The organism is Holophagales bacterium (assembly GCA_016699405.1).
Classification (GTDB): Bacteria; Acidobacteriota; Thermoanaerobaculia; order Multivoradales; family JAGPDF01; genus JAAYLR01.
In genome coordinates, this window is record CP064972.1 from 3,537,913 (window position 1) to 3,551,541 (window position 13,629).

The window sequence follows — 13,629 nt, forward strand, 5'->3', positions numbered from 1 at the left end:
ATGGCGTCAGGGGCGCCGTCGCACCGGGGCGCTCTGCAGCACGCCGTAGAACAGGGATGAAACCGCGTGAAGCGTCGAGAGTGCAACGGCAGACCTCCGGCTTTCCAGGCCTCCGGTCAGCGAGCTGAATAGCCCACCGCTCCGCCTCGTTCCCGGCATGGCGAACGGCAGTTGCTCGCGCTCCAGACCTGCAACCAGCCTTCCCGGGAGCTGAATCGAGCCGCTCGATCCCACCGCCTCTCCGGCGGGACTCACGACGGAGGTCCAGTTGCGGACGAAGTAGTGCTCCGAGTCGCCGAATTCGAGGCTGTGAAGGCCACCTGCAGTTCCGATGTAGAGGTGGTACGAACCGAGGAGTCGATCCCGCAGCGCGGCCGACTGCGAGCGCGCTGCCGCCACGATCTCCTCGTCGGAAAGGGCCAGTCCGTGAGCCGGCTCGCTGCTGCCCCCCTCCTGCGGCACGACCGCGACCGGGACTGGACGATCGAGCCCGTCATGGAAGAACCGCAACAGCCCTTCGCGAACTCCGAGCAGGACGTCGGGCGAGGTTCCCGCCACGGCCACTTCGACTCCAGTTTGGAAGCGGTGCCAGAACTCCCTAAGATCGGATGCCATGATCTCCAGCCGGCAGAATCAATTCATCAAGGCTATCCGCAACCTGCGGCACAGTAAAGGCGATCGGGCCCTTCTCGAAGGTGAGCACCTGATCGGCGAGGCCATCCGTGGCGGATTGCGTTTGGAGTGGATCCTCGCGACCCCGGAGTTCTCCGGCTCGACATCCGGAGCGAACCTGCTGGCAAGGACGGACCCGTCGCGGGTCCACCTGGTCTCCGACGACGCCCTTCGGTCCGTTGCGGACGTGGATTCGCCTTCGGGAGTGATCGCGGCAGCCGACCTCCCTCGGTCCGCCGTGACGTGCCTCTCGGTCGCTCCGGGCGAGTGCTATCTCTACCTCGAACGCGTCCAGGATCCTGGCAATCTCGGAGCAATCGTTCGCGCCGCGGAAGCGAGCGGGGCCCGGGGTATCGCACTGTCGGCCGGATGCGCCCATCCGAACCACCCGCGGGCGCTGAGAGCATCGGCTGGGAGCCTTCTTCGAGTCCCGGTGGCTGTCGATTGTTCGCTCGCCGAGCTCGTGCACCATCTCGCGACCGCAACGCCTCGCGTGCTCGCGCTCGACGCCCACGGGGAGAGCCTCTACCGGCAGGATCTCTCGGGGACGGTGGTGCTGGCGCTCGGAAGCGAGGGGCTGGGATTGACAGCGGAGACCCTGGCGACAGCCGACCGGACCCTGGCGATACCGATCGCGGCGCCCGTCGAATCGCTCAACGTCGCGGTGGCGGCGGCGATCACCCTTTTCGAGCGACGCCGCCGCCTTCACCCCGACGAGGCCGAGCGCCTCGATCAGCCAGCCCGCTCTCGCAGGACCTGAGAGAGGGCGGGAACGATCTCGTGCAGGTCGCCGACGCAGCCGTAGGTGGCGATCTTGAAGATCGGAGCGGTCGCATCCTTGTTGACGGCAGCGATCACCGACGATCCTTTCATTCCCACCAGATGCTGGATCGCGCCGGAGATCCCGAGCGCCAGGTAGAGCTTCGGCGCTACGGTCTGGCCGCTCGAACCGACCTGGCGATCCCGTGGCAGCCATCCGGAGTCGATGACCGGCCGGCTCGCCGCAATCTCGCCGCCGATCAGTCGCGCGAGCTCCTCGACCGGGCCGAGCTTGTCCGCACCTCCCACACCACGCCCCACGGCCACGATGATGTCCGCCTTCGTCAGGTCGACCTGATCGGTCGTCGCCCGCTCGAAGCCAAGCACTTCGCGCATCAGTTGCGAGCCGTCGAGCGCCGGCGCCTCGCGCTGAATCGGCGCGCTGCCCACCTTGGCCGAGTCGGCAGAGAACGCACCCGACTGGATCGAGACGAAGATGACGCCCTCGCCCTTGACGCGAACCCGCGCATGGAGTTTGCCGCCGAGCACCGGCCGCTTCCATTGCAGTTCGCCTTCGACGCGCAGGAAGCCGATCGCTTCCGGCACCAGGGCGCCGTCCGCCGCCTGGGCGAGCCGAGGGAGAAAGTCGGCGGCCTGATAGGTGTGGGGCGAGATGACGAACGCGGGAGCGTGGGAACGCACCAGCGGCGCCAGGGCAGCCACATACCCGCCCGGGGTGTACTCGGCGAGCAGCGCATGCTCGAGCACGCGAACACTCTCGATCGCGAAGCCGGCGAGCTCTCCCGCGAGGCTCTCCACCCCGCTGCCCAGGATCACCGCCTCCACTGCCGACCCGATCTCGGCCGCGAGCGCCTGCCCTGCCGCGATCGCCTCGCGAGATCCGCGATGGAGCTTGCCGTCGCGATGCTGAACGACCACCCAGATCTTCCCGCTCATCGCAGCACCCTCGCCTCGTTCTGCAGTTTCTCGATCAGCGCCTTGGCCATGGCAGCGGCGTCGCCCTCGATCCAGACGACCTCGCGACCGCTTTCCGGGAGGGCGACGGCGACCGTCTCAAGCCGCGAACCGGCTCGCCCGATCTTCGCCGCGTCCAGGCCGAGATCGGCCGGCGACCGCTCCGCGATCTCCTTCTTCTTTGCCGCCATGATGCCCTTGAGGGAGGCATAGCGCGGGTGGTTGATCCCCGCCTGCACCTCGATCACCGCTGGCAGCGACAGCCGGGAGCTTTCGTTGACGCCGCCCTCCATCTCGCGCTTGATCTTCATCGTGGCGTTGCCCGGCTCGAGCTCCACTCCCATGACCAACCAGGCATGGGGCCAGCCGAGCTCACCGGCGATCACCGAGGCGGTGGCCGCGAAACCCTGATCCCCGGACTGGGATCCGGCCAGGACCAGATCCACTCCTTCCTTCCGGATGGCTGCCGCCAGCGCCCGGCCGGTCGCCATCGCGTCTCCGCCCTGGAACGCCGGATCGGTCAGCACCACCGCACGTGCCGCCCCGAGGGCCAGCACCTTGCGGACCGCTTCGCGCGTCCGATCCGGACCCAATGAGAAGGCCACGACCTCTCCCCCGGTGCTCTCGGCGAGCCGGAGCCCCTCTTCCACGGCGTACTCGTCGCTCTCGTTGAGCACGAAGGGGACCTCGTCCTCGTCGATCCAGGTCCCTTCCCGGTTGACGCGCAAACGCGCCTCGGGATCGGGGACCTGCTTCACACAGACCGCGATCTTCATTCGCCCTCCTTGAATCACGACGCCAGGCCGGCGCCGTGTCGAGTTTGCAATAGCCTACCGCATTTGCGCCGCACTGCGGCGCCAGCGCGTGGACAGTCTCCGCGACCGCGTGCTACCTTCGCTGCCGCCTGTAGGCACTTCGAGGTCCGATGTCGTCCATGTGGTGGCTCGCCCAGATTCCCGGTCGCACCCAGGGGGGAATCCTCCAGACCTTCCTCCAGTCCGGAGCGATGGCCAAGTTCGTCCTCGCCCTGCTCCTCGGACTCTCCCTGGTCTCGTGGACGATCATGGTCTTCAAGGCGGTCCAACTCCACCGCGCGGCCGACCAGAACCGCAAGTTCCTGCGCGTCTTCCGGGCGAGCAAACGCTTCGGCGAGGTCCAGGCCGCGACGGCCGGACTCGCCGCCTCTCCCCTCGTGGGCCTGTTTCAGGCCGGGTACGCGGAGATCGACCATCAGGTCAAGGCGCAGCGCGATGGCGAAGGGGAGGAGCGGGGGCGATATCGATTGAAGTCGCTCGACGGCGTCGAGCGCAGCCTTCAGCGCGCGACCGGGATCGAGTTGCGAGCCCTCGCCCGGGGAACGCAGGTGCTGGCCACGACCGCCTCGGCCTCGCCGTTCATCGGTCTCTTCGGTACCGTCTGGGGCATTATGGTGGCGTTCGAGCAGATCGGAATCCAGGGAACGACGTCGCTCGTCGCTGTCGCACCCGGCATCGCCGAGGCTCTGGTCAACACGGCCGCAGGCCTCGCGGCGGCGATCCCGGCACTGATCGGCTACAACTACTTCGGCGGGCGCCTGCGCCACGTCCGGTCCGAGATGGAGGATTTCGTCCTCGAGTTCATGAATCTCGCGGAACGGAACTTCACCTGATGGGATGGAGTAACAGTCGCGACGACGACGGCGTGCTCGCCGAGATCAACGTCACCCCGTTGGTCGACGTCATGCTGGTGCTGCTCATCATCTTCATGGTCACCGCACCGATGCTGCACCAGGGGATCGAGGTCGCCCTGCCGAAGGCAGCGTCGGATCCGATCCCCCTCCGGCGCGACGATCCGATCGTCCTGTCGATCAATCGCAATGGCATGGTCTACCTGAAGGACGAGCCGGTCCACCCGACCCGGCTGGTCGAGCGGCTCACCCCGCTGCTGCGCGGGCGGTCTGAGGAGACCGTCTTCCTCAAAGGAGACCGGGACGTCGCCTACGGCAAAGTCGTCGAGATCCTCGATACCCTTCAGCGCGGAGGAATCACCCGGGTCGGCATCGTCACGGACCGACCCGAGCCCCAGCGGTGACGCCGGTGAGTCCCTCGGTCCAGGATGTCCTCGACCAACGTCTGCGCCGCCCGGAACGGCGCCAGCTGAGGAGGAGCTTCGCGGTTGCCTCCGGCATCCACCTGGCGGCCACGCTCGTGTTGCTGGTCATCCCGCTGCTCACCGCCCCGGCCCGCAAACCTCCTCATTTCGTCGCGATCCAGCTCGTACCGACTGGGGCGCTCGGCCGGCCCGCTGGCCGGGCGGCGATCCCGCCGTCACCTCCTCCAGCGACGCCCGCCGCGAGGACCCGAGAGGAGGCGCGCCCGGCTCCGACGCGAGCCCCTGCCGAGAGGCCCTCCCCAACGGCACCGGCCTCGCCGAAGGCACTCCCCCAGGCGGCCAGTCCAGCGCCGGCCCCTCCTTCAGTTCGTAGTGAGCCCACCTCGGTCGCAGAATCCCAAGGCAGCCCGAGTGGAAGCCCCGGGGGAACCGTCTTCGGGGCGGCGGTCGCCGGACTAGACAATCCGAGCTTTACCTACGGTTACTATCTCGACCAGATTCTTGCGCAGATCCAGCGACAGTGGGTTCGTCCGCCCCTCGGCAGCGGGATCGAGGCGCTCGTTTCGTTCCGCATCCAACGCGATGGCCGGGTCACCGATCTGCGCATCGAACGGTCGTCCGGCTACAGCTCGTTCGATCTGGCTGGCCTGCGGGCGGTGAGCGCCGCCGCCCCGCTTCCTCCGCTCCCACGCGGCTTCTCGTACCCTTCGCTCGGCGTGAACCTGATCTTGAAGTGAGGACTCCGATGGAGAATCGATCTGCTCGAGCCCACGTCGCCTCGGCCATCCTGGCCTTCGGACTCGCGTGGACGGCGGGTGCGGGCTCCGCCCAGGCACCTCCACCGCCGCCGACCCCGACGGCGACGCCCGCCGCGGGGACCAGCGGATCGGTCGGGCCGGACTCCGTCACCCTCGTGCTCCAGGCCGGCGATCGCCCGCTGCTTCGACTGGCCTTCCCCACCTTCTCCGGGGGCACCGGATTCGACAGCGCGGCCGCAGGTGCAGCGCACGAGCTCGAAGCGACGCTGCGCGACGACCTTGCGGCCGCTGGCATCTTCTCCATCCAAGGCCCTGCGGACCTCGCGGTGCTCACCCTGTCCGGCGATCCCGAGCGGGATTTCGAGCAGTACCGCTCGCTGGGGAACGAGGTCGTCCTTTTCGGCGATCTCAAGCTCGAAGGCGACCGTCTGGCGCTCGAGGGCCGCCTCTACGACCTGCCCAGCCGCCAGGCGATCCTCGGCAAGCGATACCGCGGGACCTTCGACCTGGCGCGGCGCATGGCTCACACGCTCGCCGACGAGATCATCCTGCACTTCACCGGAAGGCGCGGTGTCGCCCTGACCTCTCTCGCCTTCTACTCCGACCGGGACGGCGACAAGGAGGTCTACCTCATGGACTATGACGGCCGGAACCAGCGGCGCGTCACCGCCCACAAGTCGATCTCGATGAGCCCGGCCTGGAGCCCACGAGGCGAGAGCATCGCCTATGTCTCGTTCTTCGGCGGCACCGGACCCGCGATCTACTTGGCCGATCTGGCCAGCGGTCGCAAGTCACCGGTGATCACCAGCGGGTCGCTCAACTCCTCGCCGTCCTTCTCGCCCGACGGCCAGCGGATCGCCTTCGCCCGCAGTCTCGGCTCGAATGTCGAGGTCTTCGTCTGCGAGCGGGACGGCAGCGGTCTGCGGCAGCTCACCTATTCGTCGGCGATCGACACCAACCCGGCATGGAGCCCGAACGGTCGCGAGATCGCCTTCACGTCGAGCCGGGGCACCGGCAAGCCGCAGGTCTACGTCATGGACGCCGAGGGCGCCAATGTTCGGCGGATCACCTTCAGTGGCGACTACAACGACGGTGCGGCGTGGAGCCCCGACGGCATGCGGATCGCCTACTCCTCGCGACAGGAGAGCGGTGCCTTCGCCATTGCCGTCACCAATCTGGTCGATCTGGCAACGAAGCTCCTGATCAGCGGCGGAGGGAGTCACGAGCACCCGTCCTTCGCGCCCGACGGACGGCGCCTCGCCTTTGCCTCGACCCGCAACGGCCGGACCCAGATCTACATCATGAACGACGACGGCGGCGCGGTCCGCCAGTTGACCAGCGACGGGAACAACTACAGCCCCGACTGGTCCGCCTATACCCCGTGAGATGGATGCACGCTTGGTTGCCGGTTTCCCGGTGGCTTGCTATGTTGCACCCGTCGTCCGTTGCCTTCGTACCCGCGGCATTTCAAGGGAGATCCACATGAAGAACAAGCCGTTGCTCTTGGCTCTTCCGCTTCTGTTCGCCTGCGTCGCTCTTCTCGGCTGCCCGAAGAAGCCCCCGAAGACCGTCGACACGCCGGTCGCCGCACCGGTGGCACCGGTTCCCACCGCTTCGACGACGGACGTTCGCGCCGAAGCCCGACCGGATACTGGTGCGGACCAGATCCAGGCCGATCCGCTCAAGGACCCCGACCTCGCCAAGCTGAACAGCTATGTCCGCGAGCGCGGACTCCTCGGCGACGTCTACTTCGACTTCGACAAGGCGGAGCTCAAGGCCGAGTCGCGTGAGCGCCTGGCACGGAACGCCGAGTGGCTGAAGAGCCATCCCGAGTTCCAGGTCGCCATCGAAGGCCACTGCGATGACCGCGGGACCAACGAGTACAACCTCGCGCTCGGCGAGCGCCGCGCCAGCTCGGCGCGCGACTACCTGGTCACCCTCGGCGTTGCGGCAGCGCGCGTCCGCACCCTGAGCTACGGCGAGGAGCGGCCGGTTTGCACGCAGGAGAACGAGAACTGCTGGTGGCAGAATCGCCGCGCCCACTTCGTCGTGACGGGACGGGGCAACGTTGGCTGAGGCCACCCTGCGACGTCTCGCCGGAGTCCTCCTCGGCGGGTCGCTGCTGGCCATCGCCGGTTGCGTCTCGTCGAGCGACATCGAATCCGTCCAGTCCCGCCTGGGCGACATCCAGAAGCAGGTCACCGACCTGCAACGTGAGGGTTCGAGCAAGCAGGAGATCGCGGCGCTCGGCAGCAACCTCGGCCAGCAGATGCAGACCCTGCTCAAGGCCGAAGCTGACATGCGGGTCGAGCTCGCCTCGCTTTCGAGCCAGATCGACGAGCTGCAAGGTCGCCTCGAGGACACCAGTTTCCGCCTCTCCCAGTTGTCGCAGCAGATGGCGGCGACCCAGCAAGAGCTGCGATCCCGGGCCCCGACGCCCGGAGAGAGCACGGCGCCGCCGGGCGACGGGGCTCCTGGCGCCCAGGCGTCGTCAGGAGCCGCACCCGACCCCGAAGCGATGTACCAGAGTGCTTATAGCGACTACCTTCGAGGGAGTTACGACCTGGCCTCGCTCGGATTCCAGCAGTACCTTCAGGCGTTTCCCGAAACCGACCTCTCGGACAACGCGACCTACTGGATCGCCGAGTGCCTGTATCGGCAGGGCAAGTTCAAGGAGGCGATCGAAGGGTACGACCGAGTGTTCGAGCGATACCCGCGCAGCGACAAGCTCCCGAGCGCCCTTCTCAAGAAGGCCTACGCTCACCTCGAGCTCGGTCAGCGCCAGGCTGGGGTGACCGATCTGCAGCGCGTGCTGAGACAGTTCTCGGCCTCCGACGAGGCCAACCTGGCCCGCCAACGCCTGCGGAGCCTGGGGGTTGACCCGGGAAGCGGAAAAAAGTAGCCTGTTGCGGTTGTAGCGAGACGTTAGATCCGAAAAACGACCCCCTCCAAAAGCGATCTCATGGCCAACACCAAGTCTGCCGAGAAGCAAGCCCGTCGTTCGATCGTTCGCCAGGAGCGCAATCGCGCCCTCCGTTCCCGCATGCGGACCGCCGTCAAGAAGGTCCGAGCTGCTGTCGCCGCGGGCGACCGTTCGAGCGCCGAGGTTGCGCTCAAGGAGGCGGTCTCGGTGGTCGACGCCACGGTCACCAAAGGCGTCATCCACGCCAATACCGCCGCTCGCACCAAGTCCCGCCTGACGGTTGCCGTTTCCGATCTCGCCTGATCCGGCTCGACCGGCACTCCGTCGCACCTCGAGGCGCCGCTCACGCGGCGCCTTTTTCGTTGTCGGCGCGCTTCAGAACCCTTCGAGGAGGTCGGTGACGGCCGTCTCGGCGAACTTCTCGGCAACGCGACGGATGACGAGCGTCTCGCGGTCGAAATAGTCCCGTTCCGAGACCTCGATCTCGTAGTTGTCGCGGAAGACGTAGCGGTCGTTGCTCCACAGGACCCCTTCGGGCACCCGGCGCTTGAGGGCCAGCTCCGCGAGGATCGTGATCTCGTATCGCAGCGCGCGCCCCTGGTCGTCGAAGGTCACCGGGACGACGTTGAAGCCGACGATCGCCCCGGAGAGCAGCGAGTCCGCCTTCGTCCGGTCGCTGACCAGAGTCAGACGCTGGCGGCGCACCAGCTCGTCGGCGATGGCTCGGCCGAGGAACTGCTCGACCTGACTTCGGGCGGTGCGATTCTCCAACGGCTGCAGAAAGACCGTCTTGACCTCCGGCGGGAGGCTGTTGGCCTTTCCCGCGAGGCTGTAGCCGCAACCCAGGAGCATCGAGGCGCACGCCAGCGCCAGCGTGAGCCCGGCCCCGAATCCCGATCGCTTCATGACTCCGTCCTCTTGGTGACGATGTTGACCAGCCGGCCTGGCACCACGACCACCTTCTCGATCGCCCGTCCCGCGAGCAGGTCGCGCACCCGAGGGCTCGCAAGAGCACTCTCGCGGAGCTCGCGCTCCCCCGCCCCGGCGTCGACCTCGAGCCGATCGCGCAGTTTCCCGTCCACCTGGATCACGAGGGTGAGCCGCTGGGTACGAAGCTTGGCCTCGTCCCAGGTCGGCCAATCGGTCTCGAGCAGGCTCGACGAATTGCCGCGCCGCTCCCAGAGCTCTTCGGAAAGGTGCGGGGCGAACGGATGCAGGAGGAGGATCATCGAATCGAGCGCCTGCTCGCAGCAGAGCTTCGACGCTGCCTTGTCCTCGACAGCCCGCGAGAGCGCGTTGAGCATCTCCATCAGTCCGGCGATCGCCGTGTTGAACTTGAAGCGGTCGAGGTCCCGCGTCACCCTCTGGATGGTGAGGTTACGCTGCCGCTCGAGCTCGGCATCGCCCGGACCCGTGGGCGGCGCGTCGGCCACGCGCTCGGCCACCCGCCAGAGGCGCTGCAGGAAGCGATAGGCGCCGCTCACCGCCTCGTCGTTCCACTCGACCTCGTCCTCGGGGGGGCCGAGGAAGAGCGTGTAGACGCGTTCGGTATCGGCCCCCATCTCGTCGATCAGCTGATCGGGGGAAACCGTGTTGCCGCGCGACTTCGACATCTTCTCCACCCGCCCCGTTCGCTCGGAGTAGCGAGTGATCATCCCCTGATTGAAGAGGTTGGAGAACGGCTCTTCGAAGCCCACCAGCCCGAAATCGAAGAGCACGCGGCAGAGGAAGCGCGCGTAGAGGAGATGGAGAATCGCGTGTTCGATCCCGCCGATGTACTGGTCTACCGGCGCCCAGCGATTGGCGAGCTCGCTGTCGAAGATCCGGTTCGAGTCCTTCGCCGACAAGTACCGGAGGTAGTACCAGGAGCTGTCGACGAAGGTGTCCATCGTGTCGGTTTCGCGCCGTGCCGCACCCCCGCAGCGCGGGCACGACGTCTGAACGAACGCTTCGCTGCGCGACAGCGGGTTCCCTTCGCGCCCGGTGAACTCGACCTCGTAGGGAAGCACCACCGGCAGTTGATCCGCCGGTACCGGAACCATGCCGCAAGCGTCGCAATAGACGACCGGGATCGGCGTCCCCCAATAGCGCTGCCGCGAGATGAGCCAGTCACGCAGGCGGTAGGTGACCTTGCCTCGACCCCAACCTTCCTTCTCCATCCAGGCAACGAACCGGGCGATCGTCTCGGGGCCAGCCTTCCGTCCGTCGAACTCGCCGCAGCCACGGATCTCTCCCTCTCCGAGAATCGGCTCGGTGAGAGCGTCGCCATCCACCGAGCGATCCGTCGGGTGATAGACGAGGCGCACCGGAAGTCGCTCCTGTCGGGCGAACTCCAGGTCACGCCCGTCGTGCGCCGGCACCGCCATGATCGCCCCGGTCCCGTAATCCGGGAGGACGTAGTTCGCGATCCAGAGCGGGATCGCTTCGCCATTCGCCGGATTCGTCGCGGTGACGGCGAGCGGGCGGCCTTCCTTCGGCAGCCCTTCCGCCTCACGCTGGATTCGCGGCGTCTTCTTGACCGCCTGGATCCACTCGCGGATTTCGGCGGCGCGGGGGTTCCCCGCCAGAAGCCGATCGACCGCCGGATGCTCGGGCGCCAGCACCAGGAAGGTGGCCCCGTGAATCGTGTCCGGACGCGTGGTGAACACGCGGATCGTCCCGTCGAGGGCGGCGACCGGGAAATCGATCTCCGCGCCGGTCGAACGGCCGATCCAGTTGCGCTGCATCACCTTGACCTTCTCCGGCCAGCCCGTCAGGTCGTCGAGGCCAGCGAGCAGGCGGTCCGCGAAGTCCGTGATGCGAAAGAACCACTGCTCGAGATCGCGCTGCTCGACGACGCTTCCGCAGCGCTCACAGGTGCCGTCGGCGACCTGCTCGTTGGCCAGCACCGTGCGACAGCTGGGGCACCAGTTCACCGGCGCGCGCTTCTTGTAGGCCAGTCCCTTCTCGAGCATCCGCAGGAACAGCCACTGGTTCCAGCGGAAGTACTCTGGCAGGCACGACGTGACCTCCTTCGACCAGTCGTAGAGGATCCCCCAGCGGCGGAACTGCTGCTTCATCACCCGGATGTTCTCGAGCGTCCAATCCCGCGGATGGATGCTGCGCTGGATCGCCGCGTTCTCGGCCGGGAGGCCGAAGGCATCCCATCCCATCGGATTCAGGGCGCGCTTGCCGCGCATCCGCAGGTAGCGGAAGAGAGCGTCTCCCAGGATGTAGTTGCGGCCGTGTCCGACATGCAGCCGGTCCCCCGACGGATAGGGGAACATCATCAACATGTAGTACTTGTTCTTGCCGCTGCGCAGGTCCACTTCGGCCAGCCGCTGTTTCTCCCACCGGTCCTGCCACTTCTGCTCGATCGCTCGATGCTCGTAGAAGCTCATCGCACTCCCGCTCTCTGCGACGCGGCCGCGTCGCCATCGACCAGATGCACCTCCGCTCGGACCGGGCCGAGGAAGCTCAACTGTTTGCTTGCGACGAAACGCCCTGCGGCGACCCACTCGAGGCGATACTCCCCCAGGTCGAGACCGAGGAAGGCAGCCGCTCCAGACGGGTCGAGCGCCTGCTCACGCCGCAATCCGCGCCCCGTGAGGACGAGCCGCCCGGATGCCGCCGCCGGAGAAACGTCGACGCGGAGCGCCGCCATCCGCTGCCTTCCGTCGTTGCTGCGGACGCGGATCCCCGCCGGCAGCGACTCGAGGACATCGACTTCCCGGAGCGCCGTTCCGCGCGCCAGGAGCAGGGCATTGGCCGACGCCTCGCGGTCCGCCTCGGCGCTCGCCAGGCGCAGGTAGCTCGACGGGACGAAGTGATGACTCCGGAGCGGGTCGCTGAAGACCCATCCCCGGTCGGGGTACCGCACCTCGACCCAGCGGTGGAATTCGCCGCCGGTTCCGCCGTCGGCGATCACGTAGCCGGGGACCTCTCGCGCCTCGATGCCAAGCCCCTCGAGCATGGCGACGGTCAGCCGCGCGAGGCCCGTGCAATAGGCCGTCCTCCGGGCCAGCACGGCCTCGGGATCCTGCGGCCGGCTGCGATCGCGATCGTAGCGGATGTGGCGAGCCACCCAGGAAAGGACCCGCGACACCGCCTCCACCTGCGAGGTGACGCCGGCGGAGACGCCACGGGCGACCCGGTCCACGCCGGTCTGGGCACGCAGCGCGGGAGAGCGAGGCATCGGAGCGCTGCTGCCGAGCGGTGCGGCGTCGACGACGACGTGGATCGAATCGCCGTCGACGGTCAGCCGGTAGCCGTTGTTGGCGTACGGCTCGACCTGCATGCCCTTTGGCAGCAGAAGCGTCGACTCCTCCGATCCCGCGACCACCGTGCCGGCGAACCCGGGACCAGCCGTCGAGACGGCGACGAGCAGGGCCGCGGCGGCCCAGGCGATCGATCTCACGTCAGCGATCCCGGGAAGGTCTGGCTCTTCAACAGGCCGTCGAGCAACCCGTTGACGAACCGGCTCGACTGTTCGGCGCCGAACCGCTTGGCGAGCTCGACCGCTTCGTCGACGACGACGAGCTTCGGCACATCCGCCGCGTAGAGCAGCTCGAAGACGGCAAGACGAAGGACGTTCCGATCGACGGGAGGCATTCGTTCCAGTCGCCAGTTCTCCGCCTGTTGCCGGATCAGGTCGTCGATCTCGCCGAGGTGATCCACCGTGCCCTGGACGAGATCTTTGGCGTGCTCGAAGGCTTCGTGCGCCTGGGTCTCGGTGACCGGCGTGAGGCGATGGGCCGGGGAAGGGGTCGGGGGCTCGCTCGCTTCCTCCGCGTCGTCCCCCCCGGCCTCGTCCACATAGGCCTCGAAGCGGAAGAGCGCGAAGATCTCGCGCGGGCTCGCGTCGCCCAAGTCCCTCTGGAAAAGCATCTGCAGTGCGAGCTCGCGTGCCAGCCGCCGCTTTCCCAACCGTCCCTCCTTCACCGGGCTGATCGCCATGAGCCTAGGACGAGCCGCTCCGACGCAGGCTCGCCACGACGTTCGCCATTTCGAGAGCCGCCAGCGCGGCCTCGGCGCCCTTGTTTCCCGCCTTGCCGCCCGAGCGCTCCTCGGCCTGCCGCGAGTCCTCGCAGGTGAGAACGCCGAACGCCACCGGGAGCGAGAACTCGCGCGACACGACGGCGGCACCGCTCGCCGACTCCTTGGCAAGGTAGTCGAAGTGCGGCGTCTCCCCACGGATGAGGACACCGAGAGCAACGAGCGCTTGGAACCGCCCGAGCCGGGCGAGCTCGCGCAGCGCCAGCGGAATCTCCCAGGCTCCGGGAACGCGGACGATCTCGATCTGAGACGTCGCCACGCCGTGGCGCTCGAGGGCATCGCACGCCCCTTCGAGCAACAATTCGGAAAGGCGGCCATTGAACCGCGAGACGACGATCCCGAAACGGAGATCCCCGCCGAGCAAGGATCCGGCATGTTCCATCGGCTTCTCCATCAGACCTTCGGCCTCCCGCGGCG

16 protein-coding genes are annotated in these 13,629 nt (G+C 67.5%); 8 read left to right on the top strand and 8 right to left on the bottom strand.

Going from position 1 to position 13,629, the window contains the following annotated elements; all coding sequences use genetic code 11:
* Positions 1-6 precede the first annotated feature (6 nt).
* The gene (locus tag IPJ17_14620) at positions 7-615 is read right to left on the bottom strand and encodes a DUF84 family protein (protein ID QQR72721.1); all 609 of its coding nucleotides are present in this window, start codon (positions 613-615) and stop codon (positions 7-9) included.
* On the opposite strand from IPJ17_14620, the gene IPJ17_14625 reads away from it, so the two are divergent.
* Positions 614-1,432 carry an RNA methyltransferase gene (locus IPJ17_14625; GenBank protein QQR72722.1) on the top strand — a complete coding sequence of 273 codons (819 nt, stop codon included), beginning with the start codon at positions 614-616 and terminating at the stop codon, positions 1,430-1,432. The two genes, IPJ17_14620 and IPJ17_14625, sit on opposite strands and share 2 nt — an antisense overlap.
* Here the strand turns inward: IPJ17_14625 and IPJ17_14630 are convergent.
* Together IPJ17_14630 and IPJ17_14635 are read right to left on the bottom strand one after the other, a co-directional pair.
* Entirely contained in the window at positions 1,405-2,388 is a 984-nt protein-coding gene (locus tag IPJ17_14630) for an electron transfer flavoprotein subunit alpha/FixB family protein (GenBank protein ID QQR72723.1), read from the bottom strand. The genes IPJ17_14625 and IPJ17_14630 overlap by 28 nt on opposite strands.
* Positions 2,385-3,182: an electron transfer flavoprotein subunit beta/FixA family protein gene (locus IPJ17_14635; protein ID QQR72724.1), complete on the bottom strand. Its 798-nt coding sequence runs from the start codon at positions 3,180-3,182 to the stop codon at positions 2,385-2,387. Before IPJ17_14635 ends, IPJ17_14630 begins: the two co-directional genes overlap by 4 nt.
* Before the next feature lie 149 nt (positions 3,183-3,331).
* On the opposite strand from IPJ17_14635, the gene IPJ17_14640 reads away from it, so the two are divergent.
* The 7 genes from IPJ17_14640 to rpsT all read left to right on the top strand — a co-directional run bounded on the left by IPJ17_14640 (position 3,332) and on the right by rpsT (position 8,481).
* The gene (locus tag IPJ17_14640; GenBank protein ID QQR72725.1) at positions 3,332-4,054 is read left to right on the top strand and encodes a MotA/TolQ/ExbB proton channel family protein; all 723 of its coding nucleotides are present in this window, start codon (positions 3,332-3,334) and stop codon (positions 4,052-4,054) included.
* Entirely contained in the window at positions 4,054-4,476 is a 423-nt protein-coding gene (gene tolR, locus IPJ17_14645; protein ID QQR72726.1) for a protein TolR, read from the top strand. The genes IPJ17_14640 and tolR overlap by 1 nt, the downstream gene beginning before the upstream one ends.
* A 5-nt stretch (positions 4,477-4,481) precedes the next feature.
* Positions 4,482-5,234 carry a TonB family protein gene (locus IPJ17_14650; GenBank protein QQR72727.1) on the top strand — a complete coding sequence of 251 codons (753 nt, stop codon included), beginning with the start codon at positions 4,482-4,484 and terminating at the stop codon, positions 5,232-5,234.
* Positions 5,235-5,242: 8 nt separating this feature from the next.
* A complete protein-coding gene (tolB, locus tag IPJ17_14655) occupies positions 5,243-6,640 on the top strand; it encodes a Tol-Pal system beta propeller repeat protein TolB (protein ID QQR72728.1) in 1,398 nt (465 codons plus the stop codon).
* 97 nt (positions 6,641-6,737) lie between these two features.
* On the top strand, positions 6,738-7,331 hold the full coding sequence (gene pal, locus IPJ17_14660; GenBank protein QQR72729.1) for a peptidoglycan-associated lipoprotein Pal: 594 nt from the start codon (positions 6,738-6,740) through the stop codon (positions 7,329-7,331).
* Entirely contained in the window at positions 7,324-8,157 is an 834-nt protein-coding gene (gene ybgF, locus IPJ17_14665) for a tol-pal system protein YbgF (GenBank protein ID QQR72730.1), read from the top strand. The genes pal and ybgF overlap by 8 nt, the downstream gene beginning before the upstream one ends.
* Positions 8,158-8,217: 60 nt before the next feature.
* Positions 8,218-8,481, top strand: coding sequence for a 30S ribosomal protein S20 (gene rpsT, locus IPJ17_14670; GenBank protein ID QQR72731.1), 264 nt, complete (start codon positions 8,218-8,220; stop codon positions 8,479-8,481).
* A 72-nt stretch (positions 8,482-8,553) separates the two neighbouring features.
* On the opposite strand, the gene IPJ17_14675 is transcribed toward rpsT, so the two are convergent.
* The 5 genes from IPJ17_14675 to IPJ17_14695 are packed head-to-tail and all read right to left on the bottom strand — an operon-like array spanning position 8,554 to position 13,594.
* Positions 8,554-9,084 carry an LptE family protein gene (locus IPJ17_14675; protein ID QQR72732.1) on the bottom strand — a complete coding sequence of 177 codons (531 nt, stop codon included), beginning with the start codon at positions 9,082-9,084 and terminating at the stop codon, positions 8,554-8,556.
* Complete coding sequence (locus IPJ17_14680; protein ID QQR72733.1) at positions 9,081-11,558, bottom strand: leucine--tRNA ligase; 2,478 nt, start codon at positions 11,556-11,558, stop codon at positions 9,081-9,083. Before IPJ17_14680 ends, IPJ17_14675 begins: the two co-directional genes overlap by 4 nt.
* Positions 11,555-12,574: a transglutaminase domain-containing protein gene (locus IPJ17_14685; protein ID QQR72734.1), complete on the bottom strand. Its 1,020-nt coding sequence runs from the start codon at positions 12,572-12,574 to the stop codon at positions 11,555-11,557. The genes IPJ17_14680 and IPJ17_14685 overlap by 4 nt, the downstream gene beginning before the upstream one ends.
* Positions 12,571-13,083, bottom strand: a complete 513-nt coding sequence (gene nusB, locus IPJ17_14690; GenBank protein ID QQR76190.1) for a transcription antitermination factor NusB — start codon at positions 13,081-13,083, stop codon at positions 12,571-12,573. The genes IPJ17_14685 and nusB overlap by 4 nt, the downstream gene beginning before the upstream one ends.
* A gap of 34 nt (positions 13,084-13,117) precedes the next feature.
* Positions 13,118-13,594, bottom strand: coding sequence for a 6,7-dimethyl-8-ribityllumazine synthase (locus IPJ17_14695; GenBank protein QQR72735.1), 477 nt, complete (start codon positions 13,592-13,594; stop codon positions 13,118-13,120).
* Between the last annotated feature and the right edge of the window lie 35 nt (positions 13,595-13,629).

What these genes read in the sequence shown, in the direction of transcription:
- tolB (QQR72728.1), top strand. Translation starts at nt 5,243, where the DNA reads ATGGAGAATCGATCTGCTCGAGCCCACGTCGCCTCGGCCATCCTGGCC.
- IPJ17_14680 (QQR72733.1), bottom strand. Translation starts at nt 11,558, where the DNA reads ATGAGCTTCTACGAGCATCGAGCGATCGAGCAGAAGTGGCAGGACCGG.
- IPJ17_14630 (QQR72723.1), bottom strand. Translation starts at nt 2,388, where the DNA reads ATGAGCGGGAAGATCTGGGTGGTCGTTCAGCATCGCGACGGCAAGCTC.
- IPJ17_14675 (QQR72732.1), bottom strand. Translation starts at nt 9,084, where the DNA reads ATGAAGCGATCGGGATTCGGGGCCGGGCTCACGCTGGCGCTGGCGTGC.
- IPJ17_14635 (QQR72724.1), bottom strand. Translation starts at nt 3,182, where the DNA reads ATGAAGATCGCGGTCTGTGTGAAGCAGGTCCCCGATCCCGAGGCGCGT.
- IPJ17_14695 (QQR72735.1), bottom strand. Translation starts at nt 13,594, where the DNA reads ATGGAACATGCCGGATCCTTGCTCGGCGGGGATCTCCGTTTCGGGATC.
- tolR (QQR72726.1), top strand. Translation starts at nt 4,054, where the DNA reads ATGGGATGGAGTAACAGTCGCGACGACGACGGCGTGCTCGCCGAGATC.
- IPJ17_14620 (QQR72721.1), bottom strand. Translation starts at nt 615, where the DNA reads ATGGCATCCGATCTTAGGGAGTTCTGGCACCGCTTCCAAACTGGAGTC.
- IPJ17_14625 (QQR72722.1), top strand. Translation starts at nt 614, where the DNA reads ATGATCTCCAGCCGGCAGAATCAATTCATCAAGGCTATCCGCAACCTG.
- pal (QQR72729.1), top strand. Translation starts at nt 6,738, where the DNA reads ATGAAGAACAAGCCGTTGCTCTTGGCTCTTCCGCTTCTGTTCGCCTGC.
- rpsT (QQR72731.1), top strand. Translation starts at nt 8,218, where the DNA reads ATGGCCAACACCAAGTCTGCCGAGAAGCAAGCCCGTCGTTCGATCGTT.
- IPJ17_14640 (QQR72725.1), top strand. Translation starts at nt 3,332, where the DNA reads ATGTCGTCCATGTGGTGGCTCGCCCAGATTCCCGGTCGCACCCAGGGG.